This window comes from Massilia eburnea, assembly GCF_050709955.1.
GTDB lineage: Bacteria > Pseudomonadota > Gammaproteobacteria > Burkholderiales > Burkholderiaceae_D > Rugamonas > Rugamonas eburnea_A.
Genome location: NZ_JBNZFX010000032.1, coordinates 179,005 through 195,105 on the forward strand (window position 1 = coordinate 179,005; position 16,101 = coordinate 195,105).

The 16,101-nt window shown below is 61.5% G+C and carries 16 protein-coding genes; 9 read left to right on the forward strand and 7 right to left on the reverse strand.

Annotated features, from left to right (window positions below):
- Nucleotides 1-51 precede the first annotated feature (51 nt).
- The 4 genes from ACQ4MM_RS19255 to ACQ4MM_RS19270 all read right to left on the reverse strand — a co-directional run bounded on the left by ACQ4MM_RS19255 (nucleotide 52) and on the right by ACQ4MM_RS19270 (nucleotide 2,235).
- A complete protein-coding gene (locus tag ACQ4MM_RS19255; RefSeq protein WP_431478857.1) occupies nucleotides 52-780 on the reverse strand; it encodes a transposase in 729 nt (242 codons plus the stop codon).
- A 111-nt stretch (nucleotides 781-891) separates the two neighbouring features.
- Entirely contained in the window at nucleotides 892-1,206 is a 315-nt protein-coding gene (locus ACQ4MM_RS19260) for a DUF3144 domain-containing protein (RefSeq protein ID WP_090441874.1), read from the reverse strand.
- 93 nt (nucleotides 1,207-1,299) lie between these two features.
- Nucleotides 1,300-1,482: a hypothetical protein gene (locus ACQ4MM_RS19265; protein WP_431478858.1), complete on the reverse strand. Its 183-nt coding sequence runs from the start codon at nucleotides 1,480-1,482 to the stop codon at nucleotides 1,300-1,302.
- 108 nt (nucleotides 1,483-1,590) lie between these two features.
- Nucleotides 1,591-2,235, reverse strand: coding sequence for a TetR/AcrR family transcriptional regulator (locus ACQ4MM_RS19270; RefSeq protein ID WP_431478859.1), 645 nt, complete (start codon nucleotides 2,233-2,235; stop codon nucleotides 1,591-1,593).
- Nucleotides 2,236-2,387: 152 nt separating this feature from the next.
- Between ACQ4MM_RS19270 and ACQ4MM_RS19275 the strand changes: the two genes are divergently transcribed.
- From ACQ4MM_RS19275 to ACQ4MM_RS19285, 3 genes are read left to right on the forward strand one after another with little or no spacing between them, the layout of a single operon-like run.
- Nucleotides 2,388-3,518 carry an HlyD family efflux transporter periplasmic adaptor subunit gene (locus ACQ4MM_RS19275; protein ID WP_431478860.1) on the forward strand — a complete coding sequence of 377 codons (1,131 nt, stop codon included), beginning with the start codon at nucleotides 2,388-2,390 and terminating at the stop codon, nucleotides 3,516-3,518.
- Nucleotides 3,515-5,089 carry a DHA2 family efflux MFS transporter permease subunit gene (locus ACQ4MM_RS19280; RefSeq protein ID WP_431478861.1) on the forward strand — a complete coding sequence of 525 codons (1,575 nt, stop codon included), beginning with the start codon at nucleotides 3,515-3,517 and terminating at the stop codon, nucleotides 5,087-5,089. The genes ACQ4MM_RS19275 and ACQ4MM_RS19280 overlap by 4 nt, the downstream gene beginning before the upstream one ends.
- A gap of 19 nt (nucleotides 5,090-5,108) precedes the next feature.
- Nucleotides 5,109-6,527 (forward strand): efflux transporter outer membrane subunit, encoded by a 1,419-nt coding sequence (locus ACQ4MM_RS19285; RefSeq protein ID WP_431478862.1) that lies wholly within the window; start codon nucleotides 5,109-5,111, stop codon nucleotides 6,525-6,527.
- A gap of 69 nt (nucleotides 6,528-6,596) precedes the next feature.
- Here the strand turns inward: ACQ4MM_RS19285 and ACQ4MM_RS19290 are convergent, their stop codons facing one another.
- Nucleotides 6,597-7,484, reverse strand: coding sequence for a LysR family transcriptional regulator (locus ACQ4MM_RS19290; protein WP_431478863.1), 888 nt, complete (start codon nucleotides 7,482-7,484; stop codon nucleotides 6,597-6,599).
- 100 nt (nucleotides 7,485-7,584) lie between these two features.
- On the opposite strand from ACQ4MM_RS19290, the gene ACQ4MM_RS19295 reads away from it, so the two are divergent.
- The 6 genes from ACQ4MM_RS19295 (at nucleotide 7,585) to ACQ4MM_RS19320 (ending at nucleotide 13,529) form a co-directional block, all read left to right on the forward strand.
- Complete coding sequence (locus tag ACQ4MM_RS19295; RefSeq protein ID WP_431478864.1) at nucleotides 7,585-8,187, forward strand: short chain dehydrogenase; 603 nt, start codon at nucleotides 7,585-7,587, stop codon at nucleotides 8,185-8,187.
- Entirely contained in the window at nucleotides 8,187-8,789 is a 603-nt protein-coding gene (locus ACQ4MM_RS19300; RefSeq protein WP_431478865.1) for a short chain dehydrogenase, read from the forward strand. Before ACQ4MM_RS19295 ends, ACQ4MM_RS19300 begins: the two co-directional genes overlap by 1 nt.
- Before the next feature lie 49 nt (nucleotides 8,790-8,838).
- Nucleotides 8,839-10,539, forward strand: a complete 1,701-nt coding sequence (locus ACQ4MM_RS19305; protein WP_431478866.1) for a dipeptidyl-peptidase 3 family protein — start codon at nucleotides 8,839-8,841, stop codon at nucleotides 10,537-10,539.
- Between the two features lie 102 nt (nucleotides 10,540-10,641).
- Nucleotides 10,642-11,328 (forward strand): hypothetical protein, encoded by a 687-nt coding sequence (locus ACQ4MM_RS19310; protein WP_431478867.1) that lies wholly within the window; start codon nucleotides 10,642-10,644, stop codon nucleotides 11,326-11,328.
- 83 nt (nucleotides 11,329-11,411) lie between these two features.
- Entirely contained in the window at nucleotides 11,412-12,143 is a 732-nt protein-coding gene (locus ACQ4MM_RS19315; RefSeq protein WP_431478868.1) for a BON domain-containing protein, read from the forward strand.
- Nucleotides 12,144-12,230: 87 nt separating this feature from the next.
- Nucleotides 12,231-13,529 (forward strand): MFS transporter, encoded by a 1,299-nt coding sequence (locus ACQ4MM_RS19320; protein ID WP_431478869.1) that lies wholly within the window; start codon nucleotides 12,231-12,233, stop codon nucleotides 13,527-13,529.
- 16 nt (nucleotides 13,530-13,545) lie between these two features.
- Here the strand turns inward: ACQ4MM_RS19320 and ACQ4MM_RS19325 are convergent, their stop codons facing one another.
- Together ACQ4MM_RS19325 and ACQ4MM_RS19330 are read right to left on the reverse strand one after the other, a co-directional pair.
- Nucleotides 13,546-13,929 carry an MAPEG family protein gene (locus tag ACQ4MM_RS19325; RefSeq protein WP_431478870.1) on the reverse strand — a complete coding sequence of 128 codons (384 nt, stop codon included), beginning with the start codon at nucleotides 13,927-13,929 and terminating at the stop codon, nucleotides 13,546-13,548.
- A gap of 12 nt (nucleotides 13,930-13,941) precedes the next feature.
- Entirely contained in the window at nucleotides 13,942-16,059 is a 2,118-nt protein-coding gene (locus ACQ4MM_RS19330; RefSeq protein WP_431478871.1) for a prolyl oligopeptidase family serine peptidase, read from the reverse strand.
- Nucleotides 16,060-16,101: the final 42 nt, after the last annotated feature.

Here is a 16,101-nt window from a genome sequence, read left to right on the forward strand (position 1 = left end):
AATAAAATGTCCACCTTGGGGTCAGGAACCAAGGTGGACATTTCCTCTTGTTCAACGCGCAGCTTCGGCTGCGCGGATTCTTTGTACCGTCTTCGTTGAAACCTTGAAGTGCTCTGCAATTTGAGTAGGGCTGTGCAGGCCTGCGCGCAAGGCTTCGGCGATGGCTTGCTGGCGCTCCGTTTTGTCATTCACGATAGGCAGGGGAGGTGGCTTCAATGGATTGTGCCCGCCGATCCCGGCGGATACGAAGTCACAGTAAGCCCGGATGCGCTCGGTAGCGGTTGTGCCGTGAAAACGTTCCCGTATGATTGACGTATCGAGCCAATCCGGCGCCGCAACCAGACCAGCCGTCGCCCGGTAGCTGCTCCAGCGCCAACGCGCTGCGTCAAGCACCAAGCCCGCCCGCACTGGATTCAATGCGATGTATCGAACCAGTTCCAGGAAATGTGACTCTTCTTCCAGTAGTACAGAATGGAAGCGGCCCTGAAACACATGCCCCGTTAGCCCGTGCAGCACGTTGAAGTTTTGCGAGTAGACGCAATTCAGGAAATGCATGCCTTCGGACAGGTTAGGCATCGGCGTTTCTAGCAGCAAATGGAAATGGTTCGGCATCTGGCAATAAGCATGGCAGATGAATCCGAAGCGGTCGGCGGTGCGGGCGACCAGGTCGTGCCAGGTCAGGTAGTCGTGATCGTCAAGATAGAATTTGGCCTTGCGATTGCCACGTGCGGTGACGTGGTAGAAGGCATCCGGGAGCAGGGGGCGTGGTGGTCGGCTCATTCACCGACGATAGCACCGCGACAATAAAGCGAACTGATTTAGATCAGGAGACGGCGGGGAGTTGGGGTGAAAGGAAAATGTCCACTTTCCTTCCTGACCCCAAGGTGGACATTACTTCTGGTTGCGGTACTGCTCGAAGTGCTGGCTGTAGTCGTTCCAGTTGTCGTCGAACATTTTGCTGAATTGGTCCATGAAGTAAGCCTTGGCTTCTTCTTTCTTGCCGTTGTAGGTTTCCAGGTCGCCTTGGGCGCGGGCTACCAGGAAGATGTTGTAGCGGGCGGCTGCGAACATCAGGCTGGCGCCGACCAGTTGTGGCGCGCCTTTGTTGCTGTTTTCGTGGGCGTTGGCCAGGGCAATGTAGGCGTCGATGTTCTCGAAGAATTTCTGGTCGTCGTTTTGCTGCTGTTGGGTTGCTTGTTCGCTCATGTTTACTACCAATAAGTTGATACTAGGGGTGGGCATCGTGACACAGGAAGCGCGTTGCTGCAATAAAAAACCGGGCTTTTGCCCGGTTTGTTGTTAGCTCGCTATGAAGCGCTCTGGGATTTCGATGCCGCCGCTATTGGCAGCTTCTGCATAGGCCTTTAGTTCATCGATCGCGGCATCCAGGTGCTCCTTGTTCGGGTTTGCCTGGAAACCCTTGATGCGCTCGTTAATCGTGGCGATTTGCCTGCTCCATTCGAGCCGGTTGACCTTGCTCATACAACCTCCCACCTTAATTATGTTCTTGAGGAGATCAGTATCCGGCAGCCAGCCGATGGCCCACCGTGCGCTAGCGCACATACGCTGTCGCGCACGCTTAAGCTGTACTTAACGCTTGACGACGCCGTGCAGGAACAGGTCGATGCCCTGCTCGATCTGCTCCGGCGTGGTGGCCACGCCGCAGCGCGACTCGAACAGGAAGCGGCGCAACTGGTCGCCCATCAGGCAGTTCATCAGGTGGATCGCCAGGCGCTCGGGCGTCGAATTCGTATCGAGTTGGGCCGCAATATCGGGGCGGGCGAAATAGCGCGCCAGCAGCTCGCGCGTCTGGCGCGGGCCGGCATCCCAGAAGGCTTCGGCCAGGTCCGGATTGGCGTGGGCTTCCGCCACCACGATCTGGTATAGCGCAGTCGCTTCCGGTGTGCTGACCAGGCGGTGGAACCGCAAGCCAAATTCCCGCAGCGTGTCGCGGATCGGGCGGTGCAGGGTTTCCATCCCGGCCGGGTCGAAGGCGCCGGCGCGGTAGCGCAGCAGGATGGCCTTCAGCAGGCCGGCCTTGCCACCGAATTTCACATAGATGGTGCGCACGGCAACCCGTGCTTCTTTGGCAATGGCTTCCAGGCTGACCTTGCCATAGCCCTTTTCGAGGATCAGCCGCGCGGCCGTATCCAGCAGGTCATTCAGGCGTGCTTCGGCCTCGGCGGCCTTGGGGCGGCCGGCTTTGACTGGCTCAGGAACTTGTTCAACAGACATGATTGGAAACCAAAAGTAAGGCCCGAAGGCTATCAGATAGCCCTCACTTTATGCCAATTAAAAATGAAATGCAATCGTTTCATTTCTTGACTTTGATCATTGATTGACGAATAATGCACACGACTCATTTCATTTTCAGGGAGCTTCCCACCATGTCCCAGCACAACCCAGCCGAACAAAAAGTGCTCAGCGCCGTACCAGAGGCCGCGCCTCCTGCCACTCCTGCCACTCCCGCAGCTACTCCGCCTAACCGTCGCGTGCTCGTGATCGCCGGCCTGATCGCCCTGGCAGCCCTGGCTGCTGGCGGTCGCATGTGGTACCGCAGCCATCATTACGTGGAAACGGAAAACGCCTACGTGGCAGGCCACGTGCACCCGGTTTCTTCCCGCATTTCGGGCGTGGTGACGAAAGTGCTGGTGGACGACAACCAGTTCGTGAAAGCCGGCGACGTGATCGCCGAACTCGATCCCTTCGACCAGCAGGTCAAGGTAGAACAGATCCACGCGCAGATCGCCAGCGTGCAGCAGCAGGTCCTGCAGGCCGACGCCCAGATCGCCCAGGTGAACGCGCAAGCCAGCGCCGCTTCCGCCCAGGTGGCGCAGGCACAAGCCAACCAGCTGCGCGCTTCGCAGGACGCCGAGCGTTACGGCCAGCTGTTCACCAGCCAGATGAAGGCCGTATCGAAAGCCGAACTGGATGCTGCCAACGCAGCCCGCGCCAGCGCTACTGCCGACGTGGCAGCACGCAAGGACAGCGCCGTGGCAGCGAAAGCGCAAATCGGATCCGCCACCTCGGCCCGTGAAGTGCTGAAGGCACAAGTCAAAGTACTGCAAGTGCAGCTGAAAGACGCGCAGCAGCAACTGGCATACAACCGCATCGTCGCTCCGGTCGAAGGCCGTGTCGGCAAGCGTTCCCTGGAAGTGGGCCAGCGCGTACAGCCTGGCCAGCAACTGGTGGCCCTGGTGCAGGACAATGTCTGGGTTACAGCCAACTTCAAGGAAACCCAACTCGCCGACATGCGTGTAGGCCAGGAAGTGAGCCTGAGCATCGACGCATTGCCAGGCAAGGAACTGGTTGGCCGTGTCGACTCCTTCTCGCCAGCCTCCGGCGCGCAGTTCGCACTGCTGCCGGCCGATAATGCCACCGGCAACTTCACCAAGATCGTGCAGCGCGTGCCGGTCAAGATCACCTTCAAGCCGGAAGACCTGAAAGCCTACGAAGGCCGCCTGGTGCCGGGCATGTCCGCCATCGCTGAAGTCAGCATCAAGTCGAACGCAAAATGAGTGCCCCAATGATGGTGCCGGAAGGTCCGGTATCCGGCCGCACCTGGATCGCCGTTGCTGCGGGCATGCTGGGCGCCTTCATGGCGGTGCTGGACATCCAGATCACCAACTCCTCGCTGCGCGACATCCTCGGTGCGCTGAACGCCACGCAGGAAGAGGGCTCCTGGATCTCGACCGCCTACCTGGTGGCCGAGATCATCGTGATCCCGTTGACGGCGCTGCTGACGCGTACCTTCGGCATGCGCGGCTACATGATGGGCACCACCGCGCTGTTCCTGGTGTTCTCGACCCTGTGCGGCGCGGCGTGGAACCTGCAAAGCATGATCCTGTTCCGCATGATGCAGGGCTTTACCGGCGGCGCGCTGATCCCGATGGCGATGACGCTGGTGATGGCCAAGCTGCCCGCCTCCAAGCGCGCGGCCGGCATGGCGATCTTCGGCTTGACCGCAACGCTGGCGCCTTCCATGGGTCCGACCCTGGGCGGCTACCTGAGCGAGCTGTATGGCTGGCCTTCGATCTTCTACATCAACTGGGTGCCCGGCCTGCTGCTGATCGCCGGCGTGGCATATGGCCTTGACCACGAAGAGCGCAAGCTCAGCGAGTTGTTCAACGCCGACTGGCTTGGTATTGCCTTCATGGCGATGGGCCTGGGCTGCCTGACCATCTTCCTGGAAGAGGGCAACAGCAAGGACTGGTTCGAATCGGGCTTCATCATTGCGTTTGCCGGCTTGTCGATCGTGGGTTTGCTGGGCTGGGTGTTGACCAGCGCGATGCGGCCGCAACCCTTCGTCAACCTGGGGCTGTTCGCGCAGCGGAATTTCCTTGTTGCGTCGGCGCTGGCCGCGGTGATGGGCATGGGCCTGTATGGCTCGTCCTTCCTGCTGCCGCTGTACCTGGGCCAGATCGCCGGCTATTCGCCGATGCAGATCGGCGAAGTGATCATGTGGGCCGGCTTGCCGCAGCTGTTCATCATGCCGTTTGCGGCCAAGCTGTCGATGAAGGTCGACAACCGTATCCTGTGCTCGATCGGCCTGGGACTGTTCGGCGTGTCCTGCATCATGAATGCCTACATGGACGCGACCACCGGCTACGACCAGCTGCTGCTGTCGCAGGTGGTGCGCGCACTGGGCCAGCCGTTTGTCATGCTGACGCTGTCGAACTTTGCGATGAATGGCATTGCGCCAAAAGACACTGCATCCGCATCGAGCCTGTTCAACATGATCCGTAACCTGGGCGGCTCGATCGGCATCGCCTTGCTGGCAACCCAGCTGACGCAGCGTGAACACTTCCACTCGGCCCGCCTGGGCGAGGCAGTGAACAGCTTCTCGGCCGCGACCCAGCTGCGCCTGGACCAGCTGACGCAATCGTTTATCGGCAAGGGCTTCGATCCGGTCACGGCATCGGACAAGGCGCTGAAGGCGGTGGACGGCATCGTGCGGCGCGAGTCCTTCGTGATGGCTTATAACGACGGCTTTTTGATCGTGGGCGCAATCCTGCTGTCCTGCATCCTGATCCTGTGGCTGTCCGACAAAGTGAAATCCCCTTCGGGTGGCGGCTCCGGCGCGCATTAAAAAGAATTGAGATAACAGTATGAACATCAAAATGATTGCAATGGCAGTTGGCGCAGCAGCGGTGCTGGCCGGTTGCGGCACCGTCGGCAGCGACTTCAAAGCGCCTGCCGGCATGCAAGAGCAGGCCTTCCGCCATGCGCCACAAGGCGCGAGCGGCGAAGCCCAACTGCCGGCGCAGTGGTGGACCGTGTTCAGCGACGACACGCTGAACCGGCTTGAACACCAGGCCCTGCGCGACAGCCCGACCGTCAAGGCGGCGGCGCAGCGCCTGTTCCAGGCCGAAGCGCAACTGGGGCTGGTGAAAGCCAGCCAGTTGCCATCCGTGACGCTCAGTACCGGCGTATCGAACTCGCGCACCTCGGCCAACACCTCGCAAGGTATCGCACTGGGCCACCGCTCTATCCACGGCAACAACTACTCGGTAGCGGCAGGCTTCTCGTATGAGCTGGACCTGTTTGGCCGCGTGCGCCGCGCCGTGGAGTCGGCCGACGCGCAAGCGCTGGCGGCCAGCCATGACCGCGACGGCGTGCTGTTGCTGCTGTCGTCGCAGATCGCCACCAGCTACTGGCAGTTGCGTGGCCTGGATGCCGAAATGGCGATCCTGCGCGGCGCACTTGCCACCCGCAAGGAGACCGAGGAACTGGTGAACGCCCGTTTCAACGCCGGCCTGTCGAACGAGTTGGACACCTCGCGTGCCCGCATCGAACGCGCCAACGCCGAAGCCGACCTGGAAGAAGTCCAACGCCAGCGCAACACGCTGGAACACGCGCTGGCGGTCCTGGTGGGCGCCTCGCCATCGTCGATGCAACTGGAGCCGGCAGCGGCTACCGAGATGCCCGCACCGCCGGTGATTCCAGCCGGCCTGCCGGCCAAGCTGCTGGCCAATCGTCCCGACCTGGCGGCCAGCGTCGCCACCCTGCGCGCGACCAATGCCAGCGTCGGTGTGGCGGAAGGCGCGTTCTACCCATCGGTCAGCCTGACCGGCAACTTCGGCTATGCCTCGGAAAGCCTGAGCGACATCTCCAAAGGCGGCTCGCGCGCATTCAGTTTCGGCCCGCTGGCATTATCGCTGCCGATCCTCGACGGCGGCCGCAACCAGTCCAACCTGACTGTCGCCAAGGCGCGCTACGAAGAAGCGGTAGCCAATCACGAAGGCAGGCTGCTGACCGCCTTGCGTGAAGTGGAAGACGCCCTGTCCGACGTGCAGCAACGCACGCAGCAAGGCAAGGTCCAGGCCACGTCCCGCGAAGCGGCGACCCGCGCCTACGACGTCGCCCGCGCCCGTTACGAGCGCGGCATCAGCACCTACCTCGACGTCACCGACGCCCAGCGCAGCGCCCTCGCCGCCGACCGCGCCGCCGTGCAAATCAACACCCAGCGCATGCTCGCAACAGTGAGCTTCGCCCGCGCCCTCGGCGGCGGCTGGCAAGCCCCTTAACGCATAAAAGTCGGGGTCAGCTCCGGCAATCGGACAAAATGTCCGATTGCCGGAGCTGACCCCGACTTTTTAATTGCAAGGGCCGAGGCGGGAGAGCATGAAGTCGATGAAGCTGGTCAACTTGGGTGTGGGCTGGCGGTCGCGGGGGTAGAGCAGGTGCATGGGGCGCGGGGTGGGCAGGTAGTCGTCCAGCACGCGCACCAGGCGGCCGGCGGCGATGTCTTGCGCCAGCGCTGTTTCGGCTTGCATGATCAGGCCGAAGCCTTTTAACGCTGCCTGCTTCAGCGCGAAGCTGTTGTTGGCGCGCAGGCGGCTTAATGGGATGTGGCGGCTGTCCTTGAGGCCTTTCAGGCGCCAGCGCGCTTGCGGCACCCAGCCGCTGAATTCCAGGCATTCGTGCTGCGCGAGGTCGGCCGGCTCTTGCGGCACGCCGCGCTGCGCTAGGTAGCCGGGCGAGCCGCAAATCACCACGCCATAGGGCCGCAGCGGGCGGGCCACCAGCGATGAATCTTCCAGCGTGCCGATGCGCACGGCGACGTCGAAACCTTCTTCTACCATGTCGATCATGCGGTCGTTCAGGCTCAGCTCCACGCTGACTTCGGGGAACATCTCCAGGTAGTCAGGGATCATGGGGCTGAGCCATTCCATCCCGAAAGACACCGCAGCCGTTATCTTCAACACGCCACGCGGCGCCAGTCGCATGGTTTCGGCCAGGCTTTCGGCGGCGCCGATCTGGGCCAGGATCGCGCGGCATTGCTCGGCGTACTGGCGGCCGATCTCGGTCAGCGACTGGCGCCGTGTCGTGCGCGTCAGCAGGGCGGCGCCGAGCTTTTGCTCCAGTTCGCGTACGTGCTTGCCGACCATCACGGCGGAAATGCCGAAACGTTCCGCCGCTGCGGTGAAACTGCCGGTGTCGACGGCGGCGACGAATACTTCCATGCTGCGTAGCTTGTCCATTGCGAACTATGAGTTTGTAATTATCTAAATGATAGCTCATTTATTCCTGCGGTGACGGAGCGCATACTGGCTTCACTTCGAAACCCAACAGGAGAATCACATGAAAAAGATCATCGTTATCGGCGCCTCGGGCACCATCGGCAAAGGCATCGTGGAACAACTGGGCTTGCGCCATGAAGTGATCAGCGTGGGCCGCAGCAGTGGCCAGTACCAGGTGAAGATCGAGGACCCCGCTTCGGTGCAGGCACTGTTCGAAAAAGTCGGCAAGGTGGATGGCGTGGTGGTGGCTGCCGGCGATGCGCATTTCGGCGCGTTGCAGGAAATGACCGCGGAGCAGTTCTACATCGGCCTCAACTCCAAGCTGATGGGCCAAGTGAATGTGGCGCTGGCTGCGCAGAAGTACCTGAATGATGGCGGTTCGATCACCTTGACCAGCGGCAGCCTGTCCGACAATCCGATCCGCTATGGCGTCAATGCCAGCACCGTCAATGCCGCCGTGGATGGTTTCGTCCTCGGCGCCGCCATCGAGCTGCCGTGCGGCCTGCGCATCAACTCCGTCAGCCCGACCCTGGTCAATGAGTCGGTCGAAACTTACGGCCCTTACTTCTATGGCGTTGAAACCGTGCCGGTGAAGCGTGTGGCGCTGGCCTACAGCCGCAGCGTGGAAGGCGCGGAAAACGGCAAAACCTACCGCGTGTGGTAATGCGTACGGTCCTGGTAATTGGCGGCACCGGCACCATCGGCAGCGCCGTGGTGCGGGAGCTGGGCAAGCGTCACCGCGTGATCACCGCTGGCCGCAGTAGCGGCGATCATCGGGTGGCAATCGAGGATGTCGCTTCCGTTCGGGCCCTGTTCGCAGAAACGGGCAGGGTGGATGACGTGGTGGTGGCGGCAGGCGCGCTGCACGTTGGCCCGCTTCAAGCGATGACGCACGACCAGTTCCGCATCGGCCTCGCGTCGAAGCTGATGGGGCAGGTGAACGTGGCCCTGGTGGCACAGCACGCGCTGAACGACGGTGGTTCGATCACCTTGACCAGCGGCGTCGATGCGCACAATCCGCTGCGTGGCTGCGCCAACACGGTAACGGTCAATAACGGCATCGAGGGCTTCGCCCGCGGCGCGGCGGTCGAGCTGCAGCGCGGCCTGCGCATCAACGTGGTGAATCCTTCGCTGCTGGAGGAGTCGGCGGAAAAATTCGACGCGCTGTTTCATGGTTTCGAACCCGTTCCGGCCAGCCGCGTGGCACGCGCATACAGCCGTTGCGTGGAAGGCGCAGATTCCGGAAAAACCTACCGCGCCTGGTAGACGCAGGCATACAATGTGGCCTTCCTTTTAACTGTAGAGAAAAGGCCACATGAAAAACCTCCTGACCCCGCTGGTGCTGGCGCTCGCCAGCGCCACCGCTGCCGCAGCTCCCGCCGACGTCGCCGAACTGCAGAAGATGACCAAGCGCTATGCGCCGGTGCAACTGAAGGCTGACACCTCGCACCTTTCCGCCGGCGACCGCCAGGCGATCAGGAAACTGATCGAGGCGGCGAAGATTGTCGACACCCTGCAACTGCGCCAGCGCTGGTCGGGCAACGAGGCCTTGTACGCTGCGCTGCAAAAGGACAGGTCCGCGCTGGGTAAGGCCCGCGCCGAATACTTCTGGCTGAACAAGGGCCCGTGGTCCATCCTCGACGATCACAAGTCCTTCCTGCCGGCGGATGTAGCGGGTATCAAGGTGCCGGAGCATAAGCCTGCCGCCGCCAATTTCTATCCGGAGGGTGCCAGCAAGGAAGAAGTGGAAGCCTGGATCAACGGCCTGCCTGCCGCACAGAAGCAGGACGCGCAGTGGTTCTTCACCACCATCCGCAAGGGCGATGACGGCAAGTTCAAGATCGTCAAATATTCGGACGAGTACAAGCCGGAGCTGGTGAAGCTGTCCAAGCTGCTGAAAGAAGCCTCTGCGGCCACCAGCAACGCATCGCTGAAGAAATTCCTCGACCTGCGCGCCGATGCCTTCCTGTCCAACGATTACCTGCCTTCCGACTTCGCCTGGATGGACCTGGACTCACCGGTCGACGTCACCATCGGCCCGTACGAAACCTATAACGACGAATTGTTCGGCTACAAGGCTGCCTTCGAAGCCTACGTAAACATCCGCGACGATAAGGAAACGCGCAAGCTGGACTTCTTCGCCAAGCATATGCAGGAGCTGGAAGACAACCTGCCGGTAGATCCGCAATACCGCAATCCGAAGGTGGGCGCCGTGGCGCCGATGGTGGTGGTGAACCAGGTGTATGGCGCGGGCGACGGCAATATGGGCGTGCAGACCGCCGCCTACAACCTGCCGAACGACGAGCGCATCATCAGCCAGCGCGGGTCCAAGCGCGTGATGCTGAAGAACGTGCAGGAGGAAAAATTCAAGGCAACGCTGACGCCGATCGCCAAGCTGGTGCTGCGTCCCGCGGACCAGAAGGACCTGGACTTCAATTCCTTCTTCACCCATATCCTGGCGCATGAAATCACGCACGGCCTGGGTCCGCACATCACCAAGGCTGGCGCCACCGAGTCCACTCCGCGCCAGGACCTGAAGGAAGCCTATTCCACAATCGAGGAAGCGAAAGCCGATATCACCGGCCTGTTCGCCCTGATGTACATGATGGAGAAGGGCCAGTTGAACGACACCCTGGGCCAGGGCGAGGTGGCGGAGCGCAAGCTGCACACCACCTTCCTGGCGTCGGCCTTCCGCACGCTGCACTTCGGCCTGACCGACTCGCATGCGCGCGGCATGGCGATCCAGGTCAACTACCTGCTGGACAAAGGCGGCTTCGTGTCGCACGGCGATGGCACCTTCTCGATCGACTTCAAGAAGATCAAGCAAGCGGTGACCGATCTTGACCGTGAATTCCTCACCATTGAAGCGACTGGCGATTATGCGCGTGCCAAGGACATGATGGCGAAGTACGTCGTCATCCGCCCCGACGTGCAGAAGGCGTTGGACAAGATGAAGAAAGTCCCGAACGACATCCGTCCATCTTTCCCGACTGCCAACTCCTTGCTGGCAAAATAATCTTGTCGACCAGCTCAGCCAATATTTTGTAACAGCGCAGAAACTCCGGTAACAGCTTGCCGCAAGGCATGTATAGTTGTAGCCAGTTACCGGAGTTCTGTCATGAAGCTGAGCCTGCCAATCCTGCTGTCTTTCTTTGCTGCCTCTGCTGGTGCTGCCCAGCTGACGGAAACCGAAACGCGCTGGCTGCAAGCCGGTTCTTCAGTGTTGGCCTACGCCAAACAGGAACTCAAACTCCCGATTGATATTGTGGTCCAGCCGCAAGCTGGCCCGAACGACGTGCCGCTGGCCATGGGCTTTGCCGATGGCCGCTGCAAGCTGGTGTTTTCCATGCGCGGCAATCCACAGGCTGAGGAAGTGTTGTCCGGTGTCCCTGCCGAGCAACAAAAGGTTTTGATCGAAGCGATGACAGCACACGAAGTCGGCCATTGCTGGCGCCAGGCGGAAGGTAGTTGGCACGCCTTGCCGGCGGGTTTTGTGGAAGCACCGCATGCGCAGCTCGACAATCCGGCGCTGCAGGCATTGTCGAAAGTAATGCGCGACACCCGCCGCGAAGAAGCCTTCTCCGACCTGGTGGCGCTGGCCTGGACGCAACGCTCCAACGCGGCGCAATACCCGCAGGTGCATGCCTGGCTGATGCAGGTGCGCCAGCCTGTCGAGCATGGATCGCACAATACGCGGGCTTGGTTGCAACTTGCTGCCAACGGCGCTGTGTTCTCCAGCGAACGTAACCCCTTCGAACAGGCACGCGTGCTGTGGGGGAAGGGCTTGCTTAAGGACGAGCAATAACCTAACTGTGTTCGGTCGCGCACAGAAAATAGTTCCCAGGAGGCGTTTAATCGCCATGCAAACCATCCTAAAGGGGACTAACCATGAAGAAAATTCTGTGTATCTCGCTGGCTGCCCTGTTCAGTACTTCGTTCGCTGTCGCGCAGGCTGCCGATAACGACGCCTATAAAGCGGCGAAGGAAAAGGCTGAATCCGACTACAAGGTTGCTAAAGACAATTGCAAGAGCTTGAAGGGCAATGCTGAAGATATCTGCAAGGATGAAGCCAAAGTTGCTGAAGCGCGCGCTGTCCTTGATGCGACCAGGCAGCACCAGAACACGGCCAAGGACGTGGACAAAGCCCAGCGCAAACTGGCCGATGCCGAGTATGACCTGGCCAAGGAACGTTGCGACGACATGAGCGGTTCGGCAAAGTCGGCCTGCAAGTCCGATGCAAAATCTTCCCACAAAACCGCACTGGCCAACGCCGGTACCACCAGCACCACGGCTGCCGTAGCGCACAACACGCGTGAAGCCGGCACCAACCTGGCCAATACTACGCGCGACGCCACTGCCGACACCCGTGCTGCGGCACGCGAGGCAACCGCCGACACGCGCACTGCGATGTCCGACACCATGATCACCACCAAGGTGAAGGCTGAATACGCAGCCGATCCACTGGTCAAGGCCATGGACGTTCACGTGGAAACCCAGAAGGGTATTGTCATGCTGAGCGGCTTCGTGCCATCGAAAGCGGAAGCTGATAAAGCGATCGAACTGGCCCGCAAGATCGAGGGCGTGCAGGAAGTGAAATCTTCCCTGCAGGTCAAGAAATAAGCGGCACCTTGCTTCGATGAAAAGCCGGCCGAGCGCCGGCTTTTCTTTTTCTTGCATTAATGACGATCATCATTTAACATGGTTCGCATGATCGCATATACCCTCTCCCAGCGGTTGCAACGCCGCGGCATCCACTACGCGTGGGTCATCGTTGCCTTGACCTTCCTGACCGGGCTGACGTCTTCGGCCGCACTCGGCCTGCCGGGCGCACTGCTGCAGCCGCTGAGCAAGGAATTCGGCTGGGGCGTCGACCAGATATCGTCGGCGCTGGCCGTGCGCTTTGCGCTGTTTGGCCTGATGGGGCCTTTCTCCGCAATCCTGATGGAGCGCTTCGGCTTGCGCAAAGTGGTGGTGACAGCGCTTGGCCTGGTCACGGCCGGCTCGCTGCTGGCGCTGGGGATGACGCAGTTCTGGCACCTGGTGCTGTTATGGGGCGTGATGCTGGGCGTGGGCTCGGGCATGACGGCGCTGGTCCTGAGCGCGGTGGTGTCCAATCGCTGGTTCGAAACGCGTCGCGGCCTGGTGGTCGGTTTGCTGACGGCCAGTTCGGCAACGGGGCAGTTGATCTTCCTGCCGGTCGGGGCATGGCTGGTGGAGCATTTTGGCTGGCGCATGGCAGTGGTGCCGGTACTGGTGGCGTGCGGCGTGATTGCAACCGCCGTGTTCTTCCTGATGCGCAATCGTCCTGCCGATGTGGGGCAGTTGCCGTTCGGTGCAACGCAGCCTGCAAGCGCGGCGGTGGCGCCGATGGCGATCGGCTTCGCAACCCCGTTCCGCATCTTGCGCGAAGTTTCGGGCAGCCCGGTGTTCTGGCTGCTGGCCGGCAGTTTCTTCATTTGCGGCCTGAGTACCAATGGCCTGATCCAGACCCACTTCATTTCCCTGTGCGGGGATGCCGGCCTGGGACCGGTGCCTGCCGCTTCGGTGCTGGCGATGATGGGTGCTTTTGACCTGATTGGCACCATCCTGTCCGGCTGGCTGTCGGACCGCTACGACAACCGCAAGCTGCTGTTCTGGTATTACAGCTTGCGCGGCCTGTCGCTGCTGTGGCTTCCTTATTCGGATTTCACGCTGTATGGCCTGTCGGTGTTTGCCATGTTCTATGGCCTGGACTGGATCGCTACCGTGCCGCCGACTGTGCGCCTGGTCGCTACCACCTTCGGAAAGGAGAAAGCCGGCATGGTGTTCGGCTGGATCTTCGCGGCCCACCAGCTGGGTGCTGCGGTTGCCGCGTTCGGGGCGGGGCAGGTGCGTACGCTGCTGCTTACTTACAATCCGGCCCTGTTCACCGCGGGCGCGGCCTGCCTGGTGGCCGGCTTGATGGTGCTGGCGATCCGGCTGCGGCCTGCCGCCGCAGCGGCCCCGGTCGCAGCCAGCGCTGCTTAAAGGAGCGGAACGGCGGTCAGGCTTGGGCCAGGATCGCCAGGCTGACGCCGATGCCGGCGAACCACACCAGCGTGCGCAGCGTGGCCAGGTTGCTGATGTAGATGATGCTGTAGGTCACGCGAATCAGGACGAAGGCCATCGCCAGGATGTCGATGCGGTCCTGGTTGGCATGCGCCTGCTGCGCGAGAATAACGGCTGCAATGAACAGCGGCAGTGCTTCAAAGCCGTTCAGGTGTGCGGCGTGGGCGCGTTTCATCCAGCCGGCCTGGCGGCCGGCCCAATCGCGCGGATCGGCGTTGTCGTAGCGGTCCTCGCCTGCGACTGAGGCGACTTTCGGCGTCAGTGCGACCATCATTGGCAGCAGGCAGGCCGCGGCGATACACCAGTTTGCAACCGTCATCGTTTACTTCTCCTATTGTTCAAGGTACTTGGCGAGCCAGCCGTGTACCTCGTTATAGAAGTAGCGGCTGTTCTCGCCTTTCAGGATCCAGTGGTTTTCGTCCGGGAATACTACCAGCTTGCTTGGCGTATTCAAACGCTGTTGTGCCGCGAAGTTCATCAGCGAGTTGTTGACCGGTACACGGTAATCCAGTTCGCCCACGGTAATCAGGATCGGCGTCTTGAAGCCAGTGCCTTTTTCGTGGTTGGCACCTTGCATGATCGGGCTTTGTTCGCGCCAGACCGGCAGGTTGCTCCATACCGGGCCGCCGCCATTGACTTCGCGGCCGTAGATGCTGTCGCTGGTACCCCATTGCATCACCAGGTCCATCTGGCCCGCGTGCGACACGATCGCCTTGTAGCGCGTGGTGGTGGCCTGCAGCCAGTTGGCCAGGTGGCCGCCGTAGCTTGCGCCGCCTGCCGCCAGCTTGCTGCTGTCGATGAACGGATACTTCTTGATCGCTTCGTCCACCGCCCAGTTGATTTCGTCGCCCGGGCCTTTCAGCGGATCGTACTGGATCGAGCGCGCGAATTCTTCGCCGTAGCCGGTGGAGCCCTTGTAGTCGGTCAGCAGCACCACATAGCCCGGCTTGGCCAGCAGGTGGTAGTTCCAGCGCAGCACGAACTGGTCGCGCCACATATTCGCCGCGCCGCCGTGGATCACCGCGAACAGAGGGTATTTCCTGTTCGGGTCAAAGCCGGCCGGCTTCACGATCATATTGTGGATCTGGCGGCCGTCCGGAGTCTTGTACCAGAAGTGCTCGGGTGCCTGCCAATCGATGGCTGCGGCTTTTTCCACGTTGAAGGAGGTCAGGCGCTTTGGCGTGCCGTTGAAGGAGTAGATTTCCGGCGGGTTGATGGCCGATTCCCATACGCCAACCAGCGCCTTGCCGCCCGCGTTCAGGGAGTTGAGCGAGCCGTTCGGCAGCGACGGTTCTTCGCGCTTGTCGCCGCCGGCGTAGTTCATCGAATTGACCTTTTCCAGGCCGGCATGCTCGAAGGAGTAGTAAATGCGCTTGCCATCGCCCGGCAGGGCGAAGCGCGAGATCGAACGGTCCAGGTCCTGGGTCAGGATCTTCGGCTGCGCATTGGTGAATGGCCAGGCGAAGCTTGCCAGTCGAGTCAGGTCGTAGACCTTGTTCGGTACTTCTTCTTCGGTCAGCGCGAGCAGGGTCTTGCCATCTGGGGAGAAGCGCAGGTCGTGGTAGCTGCGGCCGTCCCTGGTCAGCTGGGCCGGTTCGCCGCCGGCCAGCGCCACGCTGTAGATCTGGGTGAAGGTCGAGGCGCGCGCGGCCTGGTCACGGTTAGTGGAGACGGCGAATACCACGCCCTTGCCATCCGGCGACCAGACCGCGTTCACCGATTGGCCATCGTCGCCCTGGCTGCCGCCAAAGCCAGGCAGGTCGGCCAGCTTGCTGCCGGCCAGGATGTCGCGCGGCTTGGCGTCCGGCTGCGCATCCATCACGAACAGGCGCACCTTCTTGTCGTCCAGCCATTTGTCGAAGAAGCGCGGCGGGAAGGATTCGTAGGCGCGGGCGCTGTACTTGCGGTCCTTGCGCTCCTTGGCGACCTTCTTTACGGCTTCTTCATCGGCGGCGCCAGGGAAGATCTCGCTGACGAACAGGACCTGCTTGCCATCCGGGCTCCACTTCGGCATGCGTGCGCCCAGCGTCAGGCTGGTCATGCGCTGTGCTTCGCCGCCGTTGGCGACATCGATGCGATAGATCTGCGGCGCCTCGTCTCCTTCGCGCTTGGCGACGAACAGCAGGAAGCGGCTGTCCGGCGACCATGCATGCGCCGATTCTCCCCCCTTGCTGAAGGTCAGGCGGCGCGGCGCGCTATCGTCCACCAAGGATTTGATCCAGATGTCGGACCATTGTTCCTTGCTGTCGTAGGCGGGATCGGTGACCGAGAACACGGCCCATTTACCGTCCGGGCTAGGCTGCGGGGCGCCGACGCGCTTCATCAGCCACACGTCTTCGTGGGTGATGGCGTGCTTGGCTGGTTCGGCCGCGGCCGCCTGGGCCAGGCCGGCGCAGGCGCCAAGGATCAGCAGGGAAGTGAGCTTGGGGATGAGTTTGGTTGCAATCATTGGGCGGGCCTGGTTGATTCAATGGAGCAAAGATAGTGAGCA

Coding starts and splice junctions, on each gene's coding strand:
- ACQ4MM_RS19265 (WP_431478858.1), bottom strand. CDS start 1,482: ATGAGCAAGGTCAACCGGCTCGAATGGAGCAGGCAAATCGCCACGATT.
- ACQ4MM_RS19320 (WP_431478869.1), top strand. CDS start 12,231: ATGATCGCATATACCCTCTCCCAGCGGTTGCAACGCCGCGGCATCCAC.
- ACQ4MM_RS19310 (WP_431478867.1), top strand. CDS start 10,642: ATGAAGCTGAGCCTGCCAATCCTGCTGTCTTTCTTTGCTGCCTCTGCT.
- ACQ4MM_RS19325 (WP_431478870.1), bottom strand. CDS start 13,929: ATGACGGTTGCAAACTGGTGTATCGCCGCGGCCTGCCTGCTGCCAATG.
- ACQ4MM_RS19330 (WP_431478871.1), bottom strand. CDS start 16,059: ATGATTGCAACCAAACTCATCCCCAAGCTCACTTCCCTGCTGATCCTT.
- ACQ4MM_RS19255 (WP_431478857.1), bottom strand. CDS start 780: ATGAGCCGACCACCACGCCCCCTGCTCCCGGATGCCTTCTACCACGTC.
- ACQ4MM_RS19280 (WP_431478861.1), top strand. CDS start 3,515: ATGAGTGCCCCAATGATGGTGCCGGAAGGTCCGGTATCCGGCCGCACC.
- ACQ4MM_RS19300 (WP_431478865.1), top strand. CDS start 8,187: ATGCGTACGGTCCTGGTAATTGGCGGCACCGGCACCATCGGCAGCGCC.
- ACQ4MM_RS19270 (WP_431478859.1), bottom strand. CDS start 2,235: ATGTCTGTTGAACAAGTTCCTGAGCCAGTCAAAGCCGGCCGCCCCAAG.
- ACQ4MM_RS19315 (WP_431478868.1), top strand. CDS start 11,412: ATGAAGAAAATTCTGTGTATCTCGCTGGCTGCCCTGTTCAGTACTTCG.
- ACQ4MM_RS19285 (WP_431478862.1), top strand. CDS start 5,109: ATGAACATCAAAATGATTGCAATGGCAGTTGGCGCAGCAGCGGTGCTG.
- ACQ4MM_RS19260 (WP_090441874.1), bottom strand. CDS start 1,206: ATGAGCGAACAAGCAACCCAACAGCAGCAAAACGACGACCAGAAATTC.
- ACQ4MM_RS19275 (WP_431478860.1), top strand. CDS start 2,388: ATGTCCCAGCACAACCCAGCCGAACAAAAAGTGCTCAGCGCCGTACCA.
- ACQ4MM_RS19295 (WP_431478864.1), top strand. CDS start 7,585: ATGAAAAAGATCATCGTTATCGGCGCCTCGGGCACCATCGGCAAAGGC.
- ACQ4MM_RS19305 (WP_431478866.1), top strand. CDS start 8,839: ATGAAAAACCTCCTGACCCCGCTGGTGCTGGCGCTCGCCAGCGCCACC.
- ACQ4MM_RS19290 (WP_431478863.1), bottom strand. CDS start 7,484: ATGGACAAGCTACGCAGCATGGAAGTATTCGTCGCCGCCGTCGACACC.